This window comes from Cupriavidus sp. 30B13 (assembly GCF_049059565.2).
GTDB lineage: Bacteria > Pseudomonadota > Gammaproteobacteria > Burkholderiales > Burkholderiaceae > Cupriavidus.
The window spans coordinates 206,878-224,165 of sequence record NZ_CP188223.1 but is presented as its reverse complement, the minus strand read 5'-3'; the positions used below and the strand labels follow the sequence as shown (position 1 = coordinate 224,165).

General features: G+C 69.2%; 15 protein-coding genes. 5 read left to right on the top strand and 10 right to left on the bottom strand.

Annotated features, from left to right (window positions below):
* Positions 1-90: 90 nt before the first annotated feature.
* Positions 91-450, bottom strand: a complete 360-nt coding sequence (locus tag ACKI2N_RS00930; RefSeq protein ID WP_420994655.1) for a DUF2917 domain-containing protein — start codon at positions 448-450, stop codon at positions 91-93.
* 218 nt (positions 451-668) lie between these two features.
* Here ACKI2N_RS00930 and ACKI2N_RS00925 point away from each other — a divergent pair, with 218 nt between their 5' ends.
* Positions 669-1,706 carry a transcriptional regulator GcvA gene (locus tag ACKI2N_RS00925; RefSeq protein ID WP_420994656.1) on the top strand — a complete coding sequence of 346 codons (1,038 nt, stop codon included), beginning with the start codon at positions 669-671 and terminating at the stop codon, positions 1,704-1,706.
* Between the two features lie 6 nt (positions 1,707-1,712).
* Here the strand turns inward: ACKI2N_RS00925 and ACKI2N_RS00920 are convergent, their stop codons facing one another.
* From ACKI2N_RS00920 to ACKI2N_RS00885, 8 genes are all read right to left on the bottom strand, one after another.
* Complete coding sequence (locus tag ACKI2N_RS00920) at positions 1,713-2,792, bottom strand: tyrosine recombinase XerC (protein WP_420994657.1); 1,080 nt, start codon at positions 2,790-2,792, stop codon at positions 1,713-1,715.
* A gap of 39 nt (positions 2,793-2,831) precedes the next feature.
* On the bottom strand, positions 2,832-3,500 hold the full coding sequence (locus tag ACKI2N_RS00915; protein WP_420994658.1) for a DUF484 family protein: 669 nt from the start codon (positions 3,498-3,500) through the stop codon (positions 2,832-2,834).
* Positions 3,501-3,574: 74 nt separating this feature from the next.
* Entirely contained in the window at positions 3,575-4,153 is a 579-nt protein-coding gene (locus tag ACKI2N_RS00910) for a cytochrome b (protein WP_420994660.1), read from the bottom strand.
* 130 nt (positions 4,154-4,283) lie between these two features.
* The gene (gene rodA / locus ACKI2N_RS00905; RefSeq protein WP_420994661.1) at positions 4,284-5,426 is read right to left on the bottom strand and encodes a rod shape-determining protein RodA; all 1,143 of its coding nucleotides are present in this window, start codon (positions 5,424-5,426) and stop codon (positions 4,284-4,286) included.
* A 12-nt stretch (positions 5,427-5,438) separates the two neighbouring features.
* Positions 5,439-7,757: a penicillin-binding protein 2 gene (gene mrdA / locus ACKI2N_RS00900; protein ID WP_420994662.1), complete on the bottom strand. Its 2,319-nt coding sequence runs from the start codon at positions 7,755-7,757 to the stop codon at positions 5,439-5,441.
* Positions 7,758-7,847: 90 nt separating this feature from the next.
* A complete protein-coding gene (gene mreD, locus ACKI2N_RS00895; protein WP_420994663.1) occupies positions 7,848-8,360 on the bottom strand; it encodes a rod shape-determining protein MreD in 513 nt (170 codons plus the stop codon).
* A complete protein-coding gene (mreC, locus tag ACKI2N_RS00890; RefSeq protein WP_420994664.1) occupies positions 8,357-9,403 on the bottom strand; it encodes a rod shape-determining protein MreC in 1,047 nt (348 codons plus the stop codon). Before mreC ends, mreD begins: the two co-directional genes overlap by 4 nt.
* A 267-nt stretch (positions 9,404-9,670) precedes the next feature.
* On the bottom strand, positions 9,671-10,714 hold the full coding sequence (locus tag ACKI2N_RS00885; RefSeq protein ID WP_011296266.1) for a rod shape-determining protein: 1,044 nt from the start codon (positions 10,712-10,714) through the stop codon (positions 9,671-9,673).
* A 747-nt stretch (positions 10,715-11,461) separates the two neighbouring features.
* Between ACKI2N_RS00885 and gatC the strand changes: the two genes are divergently transcribed.
* From gatC to gatB, 4 genes are all read left to right on the top strand, one after another.
* Complete coding sequence (gene gatC, locus ACKI2N_RS00880) at positions 11,462-11,761, top strand: Asp-tRNA(Asn)/Glu-tRNA(Gln) amidotransferase subunit GatC (RefSeq protein WP_420994665.1); 300 nt, start codon at positions 11,462-11,464, stop codon at positions 11,759-11,761.
* 101 nt (positions 11,762-11,862) lie between these two features.
* A complete protein-coding gene (gene gatA, locus ACKI2N_RS00875; protein WP_420994666.1) occupies positions 11,863-13,368 on the top strand; it encodes an Asp-tRNA(Asn)/Glu-tRNA(Gln) amidotransferase subunit GatA in 1,506 nt (501 codons plus the stop codon).
* Entirely contained in the window at positions 13,365-13,832 is a 468-nt protein-coding gene (locus ACKI2N_RS00870) for a hypothetical protein (protein WP_420994667.1), read from the top strand. The genes gatA and ACKI2N_RS00870 overlap by 4 nt, the downstream gene beginning before the upstream one ends.
* 81 nt (positions 13,833-13,913) lie before the next feature.
* A complete protein-coding gene (gene gatB / locus ACKI2N_RS00865) occupies positions 13,914-15,371 on the top strand; it encodes an Asp-tRNA(Asn)/Glu-tRNA(Gln) amidotransferase subunit GatB (protein WP_420994668.1) in 1,458 nt (485 codons plus the stop codon).
* Positions 15,372-16,281: 910 nt separating this feature from the next.
* On the opposite strand, the gene ACKI2N_RS00860 is transcribed toward gatB, so the two are convergent.
* The gene (locus ACKI2N_RS00860; protein WP_420994669.1) at positions 16,282-17,211 is read right to left on the bottom strand and encodes an alpha-E domain-containing protein; all 930 of its coding nucleotides are present in this window, start codon (positions 17,209-17,211) and stop codon (positions 16,282-16,284) included.
* Positions 17,212-17,288: the final 77 nt, after the last annotated feature.

Genomic DNA, 17,288 nt, shown 5'->3' with positions numbered 1-17,288 from the left:
CCGTCCCGGGAGCCGCGCGCATGCACCAGCCGCAGGTGGCCGCGCGCACGGCGGTCGGGGGCGCCGCCGGCCCCGGCCCCGTCCGGCGGCTCAGGACGCCGTGATCTGGTCCTGGTTAGGCGTCCATTCGGCCCCTCGAACCAGGCGCCGCGCCATGCGCGCCACCAGGTGCGCCACGTTGGCGGCCGGCCGGCGCGTCTCGGCGATCAGGGCCAGGCGCACCGGCCCGGCGGCGCGCGGATCGACGCTGAGCACGATCTCGTCGCCGCGCTCGAGCAGCATGCTGGCGCCGCAACGCAGCCAGTGGTCCACGGAGTCGCCTTCGCGGGTAACCCACAGGTCGGTGCCGCTGGCCTCTTCCACGCGCAGGCGCTGGGCGGCGTGGATGGAAAGCGAGGTGACTTCGCCCGGGCTCAGGGTGAACAGGGTCGTTGTGAGCAATGTTTTCATGTTGGGCATCCTTCACTGACATCGGCGCCTCTGCTGCCCCGCCGGCCCGGAATGGGCTGCCGCGTCATGCGCCTGCCCGTCGGGGCGGCGTCTGCTTCAGCGGAGCTGGTGCGGGGTGGAGTACCGATGCATTGCATTCTAGTGATTGCCGAAGCCCTTCCAAAACGATATATTTTCCGGGTTCTTGTTAGGGAAACTCACATAAGGCGAGGCCGGCCATGGCATTGAAGCGAGCTTGGGAGAATGATCTGCCGCGTGGCTGGCACCGCGAACTGCCGCGCCTGCCGGCACTGACCGCGCTGCGCGCGTTCGAGGCCGCGGCCCGCCACGAGAGCTTTTCGCGCGCGGCCACCGAACTGTTCGTCACCCACGGCGCGGTCAGCCACCAGATCCGCGCGCTGGAGGAAGAGCTCGGGCAGCCGCTGTTCGAGCGCAACGGCAAGCGCGTCAGCCTCACGCCGGGCGGGCGCGCCTACGCCACGCGCGTGCGCGAGGCCCTGCTGGAGATCGCCGACGCGACGCGCGCGCTGCAGGCCGGCAACCGCGACAAGCGCCTCACCATCAGCACCATGCCTTCGTTCGCCGCGCGCTGGCTCACGCCGCGCATCGGCAGCTTCATCGAGCGGCACCCCGAGCTGGACGTGGAGCTGCTGTCGTCCAACAGCCTGGTGGATTTCACGCGCGAGGAAGTGGACATCGCGCTGCGCATGGGCAGCGGCGACTATCCCGGCCTGTACGTGGAAAAGCTGCTCGACGACGTGTTCTTCCCGGTCTGCAGCCCGGCCTTCAACGCCGGCAAGCTGCCGGCGCAGCCGCGCGACATGGCCGGCATGCCGCTGCTGCGCGGCGAAGGCGACCCGTGGAAGCCGTGGTTCGAAGCGGCCGGGCTGGACTGGCCCGAGCCGCGCAAGGGCCTGCTGCTGGAGGATTCCTCGCTGCTGCTGCAGGCCGCCGCCGCCGGCCAGGGCATTGCGCTGATCCGCTCCTCGCTGGCCTACAACGACCTGCTGTCGGGGCGCGTGGTGCGGCTGTTCGACGTCAGCATTCCCTGCCCCTGGCTGCTCTATTTCGTCTGCTCGGCGGGCATGCTCGAAGCGCCCAAGGTGAAGGCCTTCCGCGCCTGGCTGCTGCCGGAGATGGAAGCGTTCCGCGCCATCCTGGCGCAGTGGGGCGACAAGGCCGGCAGGAGCGGCAAGGCGGCGCAGGGGGCGCAGGGGGATATGGAAGACGACGCGGGCAAGGCCGGCACGCCCTAGCCGCGCTCAGTCCCGCGGTTCCGCGGCGGGATCGGCGGGCCCGGCAGGACCGCCCGCCGGCGGCGTGGATTCCGCGGCGGGTCCCGGCGGCGCCGCGCGCGCCCTGCCCGCGCGCGGATGCGCCTTGTCGTAGACCTTGGCCAGGTGCTGGAAATCGAGCGCGGTATAGATCTGCGTGGTGGCCACGCTGGCGTGTCCCAGCATCTCCTGCACCGCGCGCAGGTCGCCCGAGGACTGCAGCACGTGGGTGGCGAAGGAATGCCGCAGCATGTGCGGATGCACGTCGGCCGGCACGCCGGCGCGGATCGCCTGCTGCTTGATGCGCAGCTGCACCGTGCGCGCCGGCAGGCGCCGCCCGCGCGCGTTCAGGAACAGGGCATGCGCGTCCTGCGGCGCCGCGCCCGGGCGCAGCATCTGCGCGCGCACCGCCAGCCAGGCGCGCAGTGCCTCCATCGCCTTGCTGCCGACCGGCACCGTGCGCCGGCGCGAGCCCTTGCCGATCACCGTGACCTCGGCGCCGTCCATGTCGATCCAGCCCTCCGAGCGGTAGTCGCCGTCCTCGGCGTAGCGCTGGTCCAGCTGCACCAGTTCCGACAGGCGCAGGCCGCTGGAATAGAACAGCTCGTAGACGGCGCGGTCGCGCACGTCCTCCGCGCCCTCGCCGCCGTGGTACGACACCAGCGCCACCGCGTGCTCCACCGACAAGGCCTTGGGCAGCCGGTGGCCCGACCTCGGCGCGCGCACGCCGTCGACCGGATTGGCGTCGACCCCGAGGCCGTGGCGCGCCGCCCACAGATAGAAGCCGCGCCACGCCGACAGCGTGCGGGCAATGCTGGTGCCGGCCAGGCCGCCGCCGTGCAGGCGCGCGGCAAAGCCGCGGATATGGTGGGTCTGCAAGGACAGCAGCGCGCAGCCCGGCGCGAAGCGCTGCGCGTACTCCTGCAGCACGGCGAGGTCGCGGCCGTAGCCGCTGAGCGTGTGGGCCGCCAGCTTGCGCCCGCTGGCCAGCCATTCGAGATAGCGCAGCACCAGCGGGTCCGGTGCGGGCTTGTCGGCGGACGGCGCGGCGGCCGCCTTGCGCGTCATGGCGTGGCCACGGTCAGCTTGCCGCGGGACATGGCGGCGTCAGTCGCGCAGGCGGTTCAGCGCGGCGCCGGCCACTTCGCCGATCTGCGCCAGGTAGGCGGTGCCCATGCCTTCGTGGAAGCGCCGCGCTTCCGGCGAGCCCAGCACCAGCAGGCCGAACGCCGCGCCCAGCGTGCCCGGCTCGCGCGACGGCACGCGCAGCGTCACCATCGCCAGCGAGGCGATATCGTCGCGCTCCAGCCAGGCGGCCGCCTCGAATCCGCTGTTGGGCCCGCAGTACGGCGCGCGCAGGCCTTCGGCGAACAGCCGCACGTCCTCGCTCACGCCCTGCGTGACCTCCATGTGCGCATAAGCCTGCGCCACCTGCCACAGCTTGAGCGTCACCGCCGGCACCTCGAACACCTGTTGCAGGCCGTCCTGCACCGCGTAGGGCAGCGCGTGCGAATCCACCTCCGCCAGCAGGCGCAGCTGCCACGCATGCATGCGCTGCTGCGTGCGGTCGTTGTCGTGGCCGTGGCGCACTAGGTCCGCCAGCTTCAGTTCCAGGCCCTTGTTCTTCTCGCGCAGGATCTCCATCTGGCGCTCCTGCAGCGACACCGCGCGGTGGCTGTGCGGGCTGGTCAGTTGCACGGAGGCGAGCAGCTCGGCGTGGTCTTCGAAGAACTGGGGATTGGTCTGCAGGAAAGTGACGACGTCTTGGGCGTTCATTGGCTTCAACCGGGATGTTTGGCAGGCAGTGTAGCAAAGAGCCCGCGTCGAAGCGCAAGTCCGCCGGGCGGCGCTCACCGCAGGCCGCGCGGCCCCGGCAGCATGCTCGCCATGACCGAGTCCCGGTCGATGAAGCGGTGCTTGAGCGCCACCACGATGTGGCCGCCGACGAGCGCGCCGCAGAACCACGCGGTCAGCACGTGGACGTTGGCGGCAAGGTCCCGCATCGCCTCGTCGGGCGCCGCCAGCGGCGGCAGCGTGAACAGGCCGGCGAGCTGGACGGCCCGGCCGGCCACCGAGCTCCAGTACCAGCCCGACAGCGGCAGGGCGATCAGCGCGAGCGCGTACAGGACGAGATGCCCCAGGTGGGCGGCGCGCTGCATGAAGACGCTCATGCTGGGCGGCAGCGCGGGAGCCGGATGCGCGAGCCGCCACGCCACGCGGATCACGACCAGGGCCAGCAGCGTGCTGGCGACGGCCTTGTGCACGGCGGTCAGGCCGTGGTGCGGATTGAGCGCCGGCACATGGGCGGCTACCATGCCGGCGCCCCAGCTCGCCAGCCAGATCAGCGCCATCAGCCAGTGGAGGGCCTGCGCGGTCCTGGTGTACTTGTCGGTCGCGGCGGGCGGCGGCACCCGTTTCATGCTGTTCATCTTCCTTCCTCGGTTCGGTCCATGTGGGCTGGAGCGTACCGGGGAGGCGCGGCCGCAGGGCTCGGAAAATTCACATTCCGGCCGCGGCGCGAGTCGGTTCTTAACTTACGTCAACCGCGGGCGCCGGCCGCTAGGTCTGGATCAGCCGCTTCTGCCGCGAAATGCTCATCAGCAGGCCGATGCCCATGCCCAGCGTGACCAGCGCGGTCCCGCCGTAACTCATCAGCGGCAGCGGCACGCCCACCACGGGCAGGATGCCGCTGACCATGCCCATGTTGACGAAGGCGTAGGTGAAGAAGATCAGCGTGATGGACCCCGCCAGCAGCCGCGAGAACAGCGTCGGCGCATTGGCCGCGATGTACAGCCCGCGGAAGATCAGCAGCAGGTAGAGCACCAGCAGCACGGCATTGCCGACCAGGCCGAACTCCTCGGAGAAGACCGCGAAGATGAAGTCGGTGTGCTTTTCCGGGATGAATTCCAGATGGGTCTGCGTGCCCTTGAGCCAGCCCTTGCCGAACACGCCGCCCGAGCCGATGGCGATGATCGACTGGATGGTGTGGAAGCCCTTGCCGAGCGGGTCGGTGGTGGGGTCCAGCAGCGTGCAGATGCGGTGCTGCTGGTAGTCGTGCAGGATCGGCCAGTTCACGCCGGGCGCGCACATGTCGTTCTCGAAGGTGACCAGCGCGGTGACGGCCACCACCAGCGCCACCAGCAGCGGCAGGATGATCTTCCACGACAGGCCGGCGAAGTAGATCACGTAGAGGCCGGCGGCCAGCACCAGCAGGCCGGTGCCCAGGTCGGGCTGCTTGGCGATCAGGCCGACCGGCACGCCCAGCAGCAGCAGCGCCACCAGGAAGTCATACCACCTGACCGAGCCCTCCCGCTTCTGGAAGTACCACGCCAGCATCAGCGGCATGGCGATCTTCATGATCTCGGAGGGCTGGATCACCATGCCCACGTTGAGCCAGCGCCGCGCGCCCTTGCGGATCAGGCCGAACATCGCCACCCCGATCAGCAGGGCCACGCCCACGGTATAGAGCGGCACCGCCACCCGCATCAGCGTCTGCGTGGGCAGGTAGGCGATCACCCACATCACCGCGTAGGAGAGCAGGATGTTGCGCAGCTGGTCCTCGACCCGGCCGGGCATGTCGATGGCGGCCGAGTAGAGCGCCACGATGCCGGTGGCGAACAGCAGGAAGACGATCAGCGCGAGCGGCTTGTCGAAGCCGGTGAGCGCGGTCTTGATGAATGACAGGACGCGGCGTTTGTCCATGGCGCGTCTCCTTCAGCGTGTCGCGTTGGCGCCGCCCGCGCCGGGAGCGGCGACGGGCTTGGCGCGGGGTTTCGGAGCGGCGGCGGCCGCCGGCGCCGGGGCGGCCTGGGCGGGCGCCGGAGCCGGCGCCGGATGGCTGTGGCCGAGCGCCTGGGCCATGCGCTGGTCCAGCGTCTGCACCGCCGAGGCGGGCGGAATGGCGGCCGGGTCGATCACCGGCGCCACCGCCGCCGCGGACGCGCCGGCCGGGCGCGCCACCGGCACGCTGGCGCCGACGGCGGCGCCGGCGACGCTGGTGGCGGCCGCCTCGCTCGCGCCCATCACGGTGGCGCTGGCGATGCTGGCGGTGTGCCCCGTGGTGAACACGCTGGGCGTGTCCACGGGCGGCTTGCCCCCGGCGCGCTCGGAGGCCGGCGGGGCGATGCTGGCCAGCTCCTCGGGCCACTTGCCCAGCAGGTAGTAGTCCATCACCTTGCGCGCGATCGGCGCGGCCACCGCGCCGCCGAAGCCGGCGTTCTCCACGATCATCGCCAGCGCGATCTTCGGGTTGTCGGCCGGGGCGAAGGCGGTGTAGAGCGCGTGGTCGCGCTTGCGCTCGTCGAGCGCGTGGTGGTTGTACTTCTCGTTCTTGCCCACCGTGAAGGTCTGGGCGGTGCCGGTCTTGCCGGCGGACTCGTAGGCGGCGCCGGCAAAGGCGCGCGCGGCCGTGCCGGAGTGCGTCACGCCGACCATGGCGCGCTTGATGACGTCGATGTCGGCCTGCTTGAGCGACAGCCGGTAGCTTTCCTTGGGCACGGTGAGCTCGCGGTCGCGCGTCACCGAGTCCTCCACCGCCTTGACCAAGTGGGGCTTCATCGCGGTGCCGTTGTTGACCAGGATGGACACCGCGTTGGCCAGCTGCAGGATGGTGAAGCTGTTGTAGCCCTGGCCGATGCCCAGCGAGATGGTCTCGCCGTCATACCATTTCTGCTGCTCGGGCTTGCGGTAGGCGCGGCGCTTCCAGTCGGTGGACGGCAGGATGCCGCGGCTCTCGCCCTCGATGTCGATGCCGGTGATCTGGCCGAAGCCCAGCGGCTTCATGAAATCGTGGATCGCGTTGACGCCCATGTCGCGCGCCAGCATGTAGTAGTAGGTGTCGCAGGACTGCACGATGGAAGCCTGCATGTCCACCCAGCCATGGCCGCCGGGCTTGTCGTCGCGGAAGGTATGGTTGCCCAGCGTGAAGGAGCCCGGATCGTGGAAGCCCCAGGCCGCGGTGCGCTTGCCGGTGGTGAGCGCGGCCAGCGCCATGAACGGCTTGTAGGTCGAGCCCGGCGGGTAGGTGCCGCGCAGCGGCCGGTTCAGCAGCGGCTTGTCGGGCGAGCCGTTGAGCTCGTTCCAGGTGTTGCTGTCGATGCCCTCGACGAACAGGTTCGGGTCGAAGGTCGGCTTGGAGACGAAGGCCAGGATGTCGCCGGTGGCCGGCTCGATCGCCACCAGCGCGCCGCGCCGGTCGCCGAACAGCGCCTCGGCGAGCTGCTGCAGGCGGATGTCGAGCGACAGGATCAGGTTGTTGCCGGGCGTGGCCGGCGAGGTGGAGAGCGTGCGGATCGGGCGCCCGCCCGCGCTCACCTCCACTTCCTCGAAGCCGGTCAGGCCATGCAGCTCGGTCTCGTAGCTCTGCTCGATGCCGATCTTGCCGATGTAGTTGGAGCCCTTGTAGTTGTCGGCGTCCTTGCGCGGGTCGTACTTGGCGCCCTCGGCGTCGTTGGCCTCGTCCATGGCCTCGATGCGCTCCTGGTCGCGCTGCGAGATGCGGCCCAGGTAGCCGATCACGTGCGAGGCGGACTCGCCCATCGGATACTGGCGGAACAGCCGCGCGCGCACGTCCACGCCGGGAAAGCGGAAGCGCTGCGCGGAAAAGCGCGCCACTTCCTCGTCGGTGAGCTGGCTGCGGATCGGCAGGCTCTCGAAGCTGCGCGACTCTTCCATCAGCCGCTTGAAGCGGCGCCGGTCGCGCGGCTGGATGTCGACCACCTGGCTGAGCGCCTCGATGGTGTTGTCGAGCGTGTCGGGCAGCTTGGACGGCGTGATTTCCAGCGTGTAGGCCGAATAGTTGCGCGCCAGCACCACGCCGTTGCGGTCCATGATGATGCCGCGGTTGGGCTCGATCGGCGCCACCGAGATGCGGTTGTCCTCGGCCTTGGCCGAGTACTGGTCGTGCTTGTACCACTGCAGCCAGAGAAAGCGCGTGAACAGCAGGCCGAAGCAGATCACGGCGAACAGCGCCGCGGCCGCCACGCGGATGCGGAAGCGGCCGAGCTCCTGTTCGACATTGCGGATTTCGGTCATGGTACTGCGTCAGCCTTGCGGTGTGCCGCGCACCCGCGGGGGGGCGCGGCGGAACTCGTTGAGGGTCAAGCCATCGGGCGGCGCGCGGCGCTAGATGGGCCGCGTCTCGTCCACGTCGGCGCTGCGCCGCTGCGGCGCCAGCAGCATGCTGGTGGCCAGCGGCCACAACAGCGCCTCGATGCCGGGCGCCAGCAGCAGCTGCCAGCCCGGCAGCGGCGCGCCCATGGCCAGGCGGATCACCACCGGCACCGCGTGCGCCATGAACAGCAGCGGCACCACGTGCAGCGCCTGGGTGTAGACCGTGAACCACAGCACGCGGCGGTGGATGGTGATGGCGAAATAGGCCAGCAGGGTGTACGCGATGGCGTGCTCGCCCAGCAGGCGCGCGTCGTGCACGTCCATCAGCAGGCCCAGCGCGAACGCCACGCCCATGCCCACCTTGCGCGGCTGGTGGATGTTCCAGAACACCAGCACCAGCGCCACCATGTCGGGAATCCACAACACGGAGCCCCACGGCATCAGGTTGAACAGGAACGCCAGCACGAAGCTCAGCGCGATGAACGCCGGATTGACCGGACGCAGCAGGTATTGGGGATTGGTCACCGCTGGGCCTCCTTGGCTGCGGGCGCGGGCCTGGCCGCGGGCTTGTCGGCCGGCTTCTCGGCGGGCTTCTCCGCGGGTTTCTCGGCCGCCGGCTTGTCGCCGCCGCCGCGCTGGGCGTCGCGCACGCCGGGCCGGTCGGCGCGGTCGGGCCGGCCGCCCTTGCCTTCCTTGGCATCGCGCGGGCCGTCGATGGTGTCGCGCGGCGGCAGCTGCGCCTCGTAGCGGATCACCAGCAGCTGGCGGTGCGAGCGCACCCCGGCCACCGGCTCGCAGTACACGCGCGAGAAGGCGGTGTCGGCCTTGCGCTCGATCTGCACGATCTTCGCCACCGGCAGGCCCGGCGGATAAGTGCCGTCCAGGCCGGAGGTCACCAGCAGGTCGCCCTGCTGCAGGTCGGCCGAGGCCGCCATGAAGCGCAGGTCGAGCAGGCCGGCGCGGGCGCCGCCGAAGGCCACGCTGCGCAGCCCGTTGCGCACCACCTGCACGGGAATGGCCTGCTCCTTGTCGGTCAGCAGCGTGACTTCGGACTGGAACGGCGAGACGCGCGTGACCTGGCCGATCACGCCGCGCTCGTCGATCACCGGATAGCCGGCGCGCAGGCCGTGCTGGCTGCCGCGGTCGATCACGATGCGCTGGCTGTAGGGGTCGCGCGCGTCGTAGAGGATCTCGGCCGCCGTCACCGGCGTGGCCGACTGCTCCTGCAGGCCGAGCAGCTTGCGCAGCTGGTTGTTCTCGGCCTCGAGCTGCGACTGGCGCACCGAGCCCTCGGCCTCGGTCACCGCGCGGCGGCGCAGTTCGCGGTTCTCGCTGGCGAGCGAGGCCGACGACTGCGCATAGTCGAACGCGGTGCGCAGCGCGTCGCGCGGCACCAGCACGGTCCGCTCGACCGGCATCAGCACGGTGGCGGCGACCTGGCGCACCACGCGCAGCGCGTCGAAGCGCGCGTCGACGATGAGCAGCACCAGCGCGATCGTCACATAGAAGACGAGGCGCGCGACGGCGGAAGTGCCCTGCTTGAAGAGCGGCGGCGGAGTGTAATCCATTTACCCGTGCGCTGGCGTAGAGGTCTGCCGGCCCCGGGCACGCGGCGGCGGCGCCTGCCTGCCGGACTCACCGGCGTGGCCGGGCGGGCGGGAAAGGCGCGCTGGCGCGCGGTGCCCCGGGCCGGGCCGGGTCGGGGAGACGGTCGAGACAGCGTTGGAGGATGCGGCCAGGGAAGCGGCCGGGACGGCGGCGCGGCGCGGCGAGGCCCCGACCAGGCAATCCGGCAGGCCGCGTCGCGCCACGAGCGATATCCTCTCGCTGACTCGTTATTCGTAGGAGAAGATGCTGCCGAGCTTGTCCATGCGCTCGAGCGCCATGCCCGAGCCGCGCACCACGCAGGTCAGCGGATCCTCGGCCACCAGCACCGGCAGGCCGGTTTCCTCGGCCAGCAGGCGGTCCAGGTCGCGCAGCAGCGCGCCGCCGCCGGTCAGCATCATGCCGCGCTCGGCGATGTCCGCGCCCAGTTCCGGCGGCGTCTGTTCCAGCGCGATCTTGACCGCCGAGACAATCTGGTTGAGCGGATCGGTCAGCGCTTCGAGGATTTCGTTCGACGACACCGTGAACGCGCGCGGGATGCCTTCGGACAGGTTGCGGCCCTTGACTTCCATCTCGCGCACTTCGGAGCCCGGGAAGGCCGAACCGATTTCCTTCTTGATGGCCTCGGCGGTCTGCTCGCCGATCAGCATGCCGTAGTTGCGGCGGATGTAGTTGACGATGGCCTCGTCGAACTTGTCGCCGCCCACGCGCACCGAGCCCTTGTAGACCATGCCGCCCAGCGAGATGATGCCCACCTCGGTGGTGCCGCCGCCGATGTCCACCACCATCGAGCCCGACGGCTCCGACACCGGCAGGCCGGCGCCGATCGCGGCCGACATCGGCTCCTCGATCAGGTATACCTGGCTGGCGCCGGCGCCCAGCGCCGACTCGCGGATGGCGCGGCGCTCGACCTGGGTCGAGCCGCACGGCACGCAGATGATGATGCGCGGGCTCGGGCGCAGCAGCTTCGAGTCGTGCACCATCTTGATGAACTGCTTGAGCATCTGCTCGGTCACGGTGAAGTCGGCGATCACGCCGTCCTTCATCGGGCGGATCGCTTCGATGTTGCCCGGCACCTTGCCCAGCATCTGCTTGGCTTCCTTGCCCACCGCCTGGATCGTCTTCTTGGCGTTGGGGCCGCCTTCCTGGCGGATCGCCACCACCGAGGGCTCGTCCAGGACGATGCCCTTGTCGCGCATATAGATCAGGGTGTTGGCGGTGCCGAGGTCGATCGCGAGATCGTTGGAGAAATAGCTGCGGAGAAATCCGAACATCAGGAATCCTGTTTCTGGTGGTTCGCGAGGTATGCGAAGCGGCCGGCACCGCAATCGGGCCAGCCACGAAATTCATTGCGACGGGTAGTATTCAAGGCTCCCCACCGTGCGGTGAGCCAGGCGCCACGCCAGCGCCGCGCCATCCTGCGGATGCGCGGCGGCCGGGGCGGGGCCGTCAGCCGCGGCCGGCCCGCCGGGGGCGGAAACAGCCTCTACGGGAACCTTTGATTAGACCACGCTCGAAAGTTCGGTGGAACCGCGCCGCAATTACAAAAAATTGCCGGCCGGGGCGGCCTAATCAGAGGGCCCTTGCCTGCCTCCCTGGCTGCGCGCTGCCCGCCATCCGCTGCCCTCCGCCGCCGACGTGGCGCGGCGAAGCGGCCAGGAGGGCGGTACGGGAGCGATGGCGCACGGCGGGTGTACGGCGGGCGCGCCGCGGGTTCTGCCACGCGCCTGCCTGGAAAAGCACCGGCGGACGCGGTTTCGCCCCAATGTGCACCAATGTGACGAAGGCGCTGCCAGGGAATGGCAACGCGCAATGATACCTTATAATTCCCCCTGTTTCGGGGGCTTCTGCCTCGAAAAAACGTGTAACTTTGACGATTCCGGGGCGCTCCCGGCAGCACTCGCCCCGCCCGCCCAGGCGGCGCCTGCCTTGCCTCCCGCTGCCGCCTCCGCTCCTGGACCCGCTTCCCCGATTTCGCAGCCGATTTCGTCCGTTTTTCGCATCGACACCGAACCCTAGCCATGGCTCTCGACCTATCCGACGTCAAGCGCATCGCCCACCTTGCCCGCATCGAGATCAACGATGACGAGGCGGGGCACACGCTGGTGCAGCTCAATCAATTCTTCTCGCTGGTCGAACAGATGCAGGCGGTCGACACCGCCGGCGTGGAGCCGCTGGCCCACCCGCTGTCCACGGTGCGCGAGATGTCGCAGCGCCTGCGCGACGACATCGTGACCGAGACCGACCGCCGCGCGGACTACCAGCGCCCGGCCCCGGCCACCGAAGGCGGCCTGTACCTGGTGCCCAAGGTCATCGAATAAGCAAACGAGCGCCCGCCGCCCCGGCCACCGAACCAGCCGCTGCGTCGCGCCGCCCCTGCGCCGCGCGCCGGCAGCCACCCTGCCAAGCCATACCGACCGACATGTCCTTTTCCGCAACTTCAGTGACCTCCCTGCGCCAGCTCGCCGACGCGCTGGCGGCACGCACCGTCTCCGCCGAGGAACTGGCGCGCGACTACCTGGGCCGCATCGAGCAGGCCGACGCGCTCAACGCCTTCGTCGACGTCAACCCCGAACTCACGCTGGCGCAGGCGCGCGAGGCCGACGCGCGCCGCGCGCGCGGCGAAGCCGGCCTGCTGACCGGCGTGCCGGTCGCCCACAAGGACGTGTTCGTCACGCGCGGCTGGCGCGCCACCGCCGGCTCGCGCATGCTGGCCAACTACGAAAGCCCGTTCGACGCCACCGTGGTCGAGCGCCTGGCCGCCGCCGGCATGGTCACGCTGGGCAAGACCAACATGGACGAGTTCGCGATGGGCTCGTCCAACGAGAACTCGCACTTCGGCCCGGTGAAGAACCCCTGGGACCCCGCCCGCGTGCCGGGCGGCTCCTCGGGCGGCTCGGCCGCCGCCGTGGCCGCCGGCCTGGCGCCGGCCGCCACCGGCACCGACACCGGCGGCTCGATCCGCCAGCCGGCCTCGTTCTCCGGCATCACCGGCATCAAGCCCACCTACGGCCGCGTGTCGCGCTACGGCATGATCGCGTTCGCCTCGTCGCTGGACCAGGGCGGCCCGATGGCCCACACCGCCGAGGACTGCGCGCTGCTGCTGGGCGCCATGGCCGGCTTCGACGAGCGCGACTCGACCAGCCTGGCGCCGGCCCAGGGCGGCGTGGACGAGGACTTCACCCGCCTGCTGGGCCAGCCGCGCGCCGGCGCCGGCGCCGCGCGGCCGCTGTCGGGCCTGCGCATCGGCCTGCCCAGGGAATACTTCGGCGCGGGCCTGTCGGCCGACGTGGAACAGGCCGTGCGCGCCGCGCTGGCCGAATACGAGAAGCTCGGCGCCACGCTGGTCGATGTGTCGCTGCCCAAGACCGAGCTGTCGATCCCGGTGTACTACATCATCGCGCCGGCCGAGGCGTCGTCCAACCTGTCGCGCTTCGACGGCGTGCGCTACGGCCACCGCGCGGCCGAGTACCGCGACCTGATGGACATGTACAAGAAGAGCCGCGCCGAAGGCTTCGGCCCCGAGGTCAAGCGCCGCATCCTGGTGGGCGCCTACGTGCTGTCGCACGGCTACTACGACGCCTACTACCTGCAGGCGCAGAAGATCCGCCGCATCATCGCCGAGGACTTCCAGCGCGCCTTCGCCCAGTGCGACGTGATCATGGGCCCGGTGGCGCCCACGGTGGCGTGGAAGCTCGGCGAGAAGAGCGCCGACCCGGTGCAGATGTACCTGGCCGACATCTTCACGCTGTCGACCAGCCTGGCCGGCCTGCCCGGCATGAGCGTGCCGTGCGGGCTCGGCGCAGGCGGCATGCCGGTCGGCCTGCAGCTGATCGGCAACTACTTCGGCGAAGCCGAGCTGCTGCAGACCGCCCACGCGTTCCAGCAGGCCACGGACTGGCACCTGCGCCGGCCCCCGCAGGCATGAGCGCGCGGCGCTGGCTGGCCCGCATCGCCGCCGGCGTGGCGCTGGGCGCCGCGCTGGCGGCGTGCATCCCGCTGCCGCGCTTCGGCGGCCGGCCCACGCCGATCGCCAGCCGCGACATCGACCTGGCCGGCGACTGCCGACGCACCGAGGAAGACGGCTTCCGCGAGGACGCGCAGCTGCGCGTGGCGGACAACACCGTGCAGCAGTTGTCGTGGAAGCTGTGGGTGGGCAAGCGCGGCTCGTGCAGCTTCAACCTGGCCGAGTTCCGCCAGACGCAGAAGAAGCCGCACATCGAGCTGCGCGCCAACGACGGCAGCGCGTGCAAGCTGATGGTCTGGCAGGACCCGCGCCGCGTCACGCTGGCGCACGCCAACTGCCAGCAGCGCTGCAGTCCGGGCATCTACGAGGAAGCCTGGCCCGTGATGTTCGAGCCCGGCACCGGCGGCTGCGCGCAGACACGATAGAGGCGCGCGGCCAGCGCAACGCAATACGCAGCAACACAACCGAATACGACGTACACGACGTACACGAACAGGAATACCGCCATGCAATGGGAAGTGGTGATCGGCCTCGAGACGCACACGCAGCTGTCGACGGCCTCCAAGATTTTCTCCGGCAGCTCCACCGCCTTCGGCGCGGCGCCGAACACGCAGGCCTCGCCGGTCGACCTGGCGCTGCCCGGCGTGCTGCCGGTGCTCAACCGCGGCGCGGTCGAGCGCGCCATCCAGTTCGGCCTGTCGATCGGCGCCACCATCGCGCCGCGCAGCATCTTCGCGCGCAAGAACTACTTCTACCCCGACCTGCCCAAGGGCTACCAGATCAGCCAGTACGAGATCCCGGTGGTGCAGGGCGGCAGCATCAGCATCCAGGTCGAAGGCAAGAAGGGCGAGACCTACGAGAAGACCGTGCAGCTCACGCGCGCCCACCTCGAGGAAGACGCCGGCAAGTCGCTGCACGAAGACTTCGCCGGCATGACCGGCATCGACCTGAACCGCGCCGGCACCCCGCTGCTGGAAATCGTCACCGAGCCCGACATGCGCAGCGCCGCCGAGGCCGTGGCCTACGCCCGCACGCTGCACGCGCTGGTGACGTGGCTGGGCATCTGCGACGGCAACATGCAGGAAGGCAGCTTCCGCTGCGACGCCAACGTGTCGGTGCGTCCGTACGGCAGCCCCAAACTCGGCACGCGCCGCGAGATCAAGAACCTCAACTCGTTCCGCTTCCTGCAGCAGGCCATCGAATACGAAGTCCAGTGGCAGATCGCCGAGATCGAAGACGGCCGCGAGATCCAGCAGGCCACCGTGCTGTTCGACCCGGACACCGGCGAGACGCGCGCCATGCGCACCAAGGAAGACGCGCACGACTACCGCTACTTCCCCGACCCCGACCTGCTGCCGCTGGAAATCGACGCCGCCTGGATCGAGCGCGTGAAGGCCGAACTGCCCGAACTGCCCGCCGCCATGCAGGCGCGCCTGGTGTCGCAATACGGCCTGTCCGCCTATGACGCCAGCGTGCTGACCGCCTCCAAGCCGCTCGCCAGCTACTTCGAAGCCGTGGTCGCCGAAGCCGGCGCCGCCAACGCCAAGCCCGCCGCCAACTGGCTGATGGGCGACGTGTCCTCGCTGCTCAACCGCGAAGGCATCGCGCTCGACGCCGCGCCGGTCAAGCCAGCCCAACTGGCAAAGCTGCTGGTGCGCATCGCCGATGGCACGGTCTCCAACAACACCGCCAAGAAAGACGTCTTCCCCGCCATGTGGGCCGGCGAAGAAGGCGGCGACGCCGACGCCATCATCGCCGCCAAGGGCCTCAAGCAGATGTCCGACTCGGGAGAACTGGAAAAGATCATCGACGACGTGCTGGCCGCCAACGCCAAGTCGGTGGAGGAATTCCGCGCCGGCAAGGAAAAAGCGTTCAATGCCCTGGTCGGGCAGGCCATGAAGGCGACCAAGGGGAAGGGGAACCCGGCGCAGGTGAACGAGTTGTTGAGGAAGAAGTTGGGGTGAGGGTTGGGGTTCTAAGTCGAAAACTACGGCTTGGCTTCAAAGGCCATCACTGCTTGACTTCAAGGTCAACGGCTTTAAAGGCCTTAACTTCAAAGTCAACGGCTGAACGTCAACGGCTGAACGTCAAAGTCAAAGTCAAAGGCTTTCGCTCCCCCGGAGCGACCTACTTTCTTTTCCCCGAAAAGAAAGTAGGCAAAGAAAGCGGGCTGCCTGGCCGGCAGGGGCAGAGCCGAACAGGGTTTCTTGAGTTGCTGGTTTCGTCGTGGGGTCTGTGGTTCTGCGGGCCTGCTGCCGTTACCGGTGCGAGCGGCCACGATCTGGCTAGCGGTATTGGTCGCGGGGTCAGACCTATGATGGCGGACGCACTGCTGGTTCGGGTATCTGCCGTTACCGGTTTTGGCAGTCACGGCATAGCACCGGCACTGGTTTCGTGGTGGGCGTGGTGGACCCCACGCGAGTGTGTTGGGTTGCTTTGAACCGGATTACCTCTCAAGTCAAAACCGTTTGGCACTGAGATCGAATGGTGGCCACCACGCCCACCACGAAACCAGCACCGTCTCTATGACGAGCCCATCTGCCCCGGTCGCGGCAGCAGCCCGAAGAGCCTGGACCTCCGCCATCATGCAGCGCCACCACGAACCGAACACCACCCGAGAGAACGTGGCCACAAAAACCGGTACCGGCAGAATCCCAGCAGGACCACCACCCCCACCACGAAACCACCAACAACCAGCAACACTGTTCGGCTCTGCCCCTGCCGGCCAGGCAGCCCGCTTTCTTTGCCTACTTTCTTTTCGGGGAAAAGAAAGTAGGTCGCTCCGGGGGAGCGAAAGCCTTTGACTTTGACTTTGACGTTCAGCCGTTGACTTTGAAGTCGAAGCGGCCTTTGAAGCCGAAGCACAAAACCCTACTACCCCCGCATCAAAAAACTATGACTAACCCCACTCCCCACCTCATGCACCCTCCGCAAAAAATCCCCCAACCACCCATGAATCCCAACAGAAAAAATATCCTCGATCCGAGCAAACTTGAGCTCCGCATGGAGCTTGCCCGCACGCCGCTCTGTCTCCGCTGAAGCGCCGTTGCGCACCTGCGCGAGCAGCGCCACCACCTCCCGCAGGCTGGCCGCGAGCGACCGCGGCATGTCGGGATGCACGATCAGCAGTTCGGCCACACGCTCGGGCGTGACCGCCGCGCGATAGACCTTGCGGTACATCTCGAACCCCGAGACCGAGCGCAGGACCGCGGCCCACTGGTAGAAGTCGTCCTGCTGGCGGCCCAGGTCGGTGGCCTGGAACTTGACGTCGAGCAGCCGCGCGGTGTTGTCGGCGCGCTCGAGGAAGGTGCCCAGGCGCATGAAGCAGTAGGCCTCGTCCTTGAGCATGGTGCCGGCTTCCACGCCACGCGTGAGGTGGGAGCGGAACTTGACCCATTCGAAGAACTGCGCGGGATCGTGCCGCAGGATGCCGTCGGCGACCATCTGCTGCACGTCGAGCCAGGTGGTGTTGATGGTTTCCCACAGCGGCGTGGTCAGCGCGCCGCGCACGGCGCGGGCGTTTTCGCGGGCGGCGCGCAGGCAGGACATGATCGAGGCCGGGTGGCTCAGGTCGCGCACCATGAAATCGAGCACTTCCTCGTGCACCACGGCGCCGTGGTGTTCGGCGAAGACCGGGGTGAGCTCGGTCACGTCCAGCATGGCCAGCCAGCCCTGCTGCGCTTCGTCGCGCGACTGCGGCAGCAGCGCGGCCTGGTGGTTGACGTCGAGCATGCGCGCGGTGTTTTCCGCGCGCTCGGTGTAGCGGGCCATCCAGAACAGGTGGTCGGCGGTGCGGCTCAGCATATTGATTCCCCCTTCTTTTTCGGCAACCACTGCAATGCGCAAGCAATTGGCTTGCCAGCCGCTTTGCCGGCGCACCG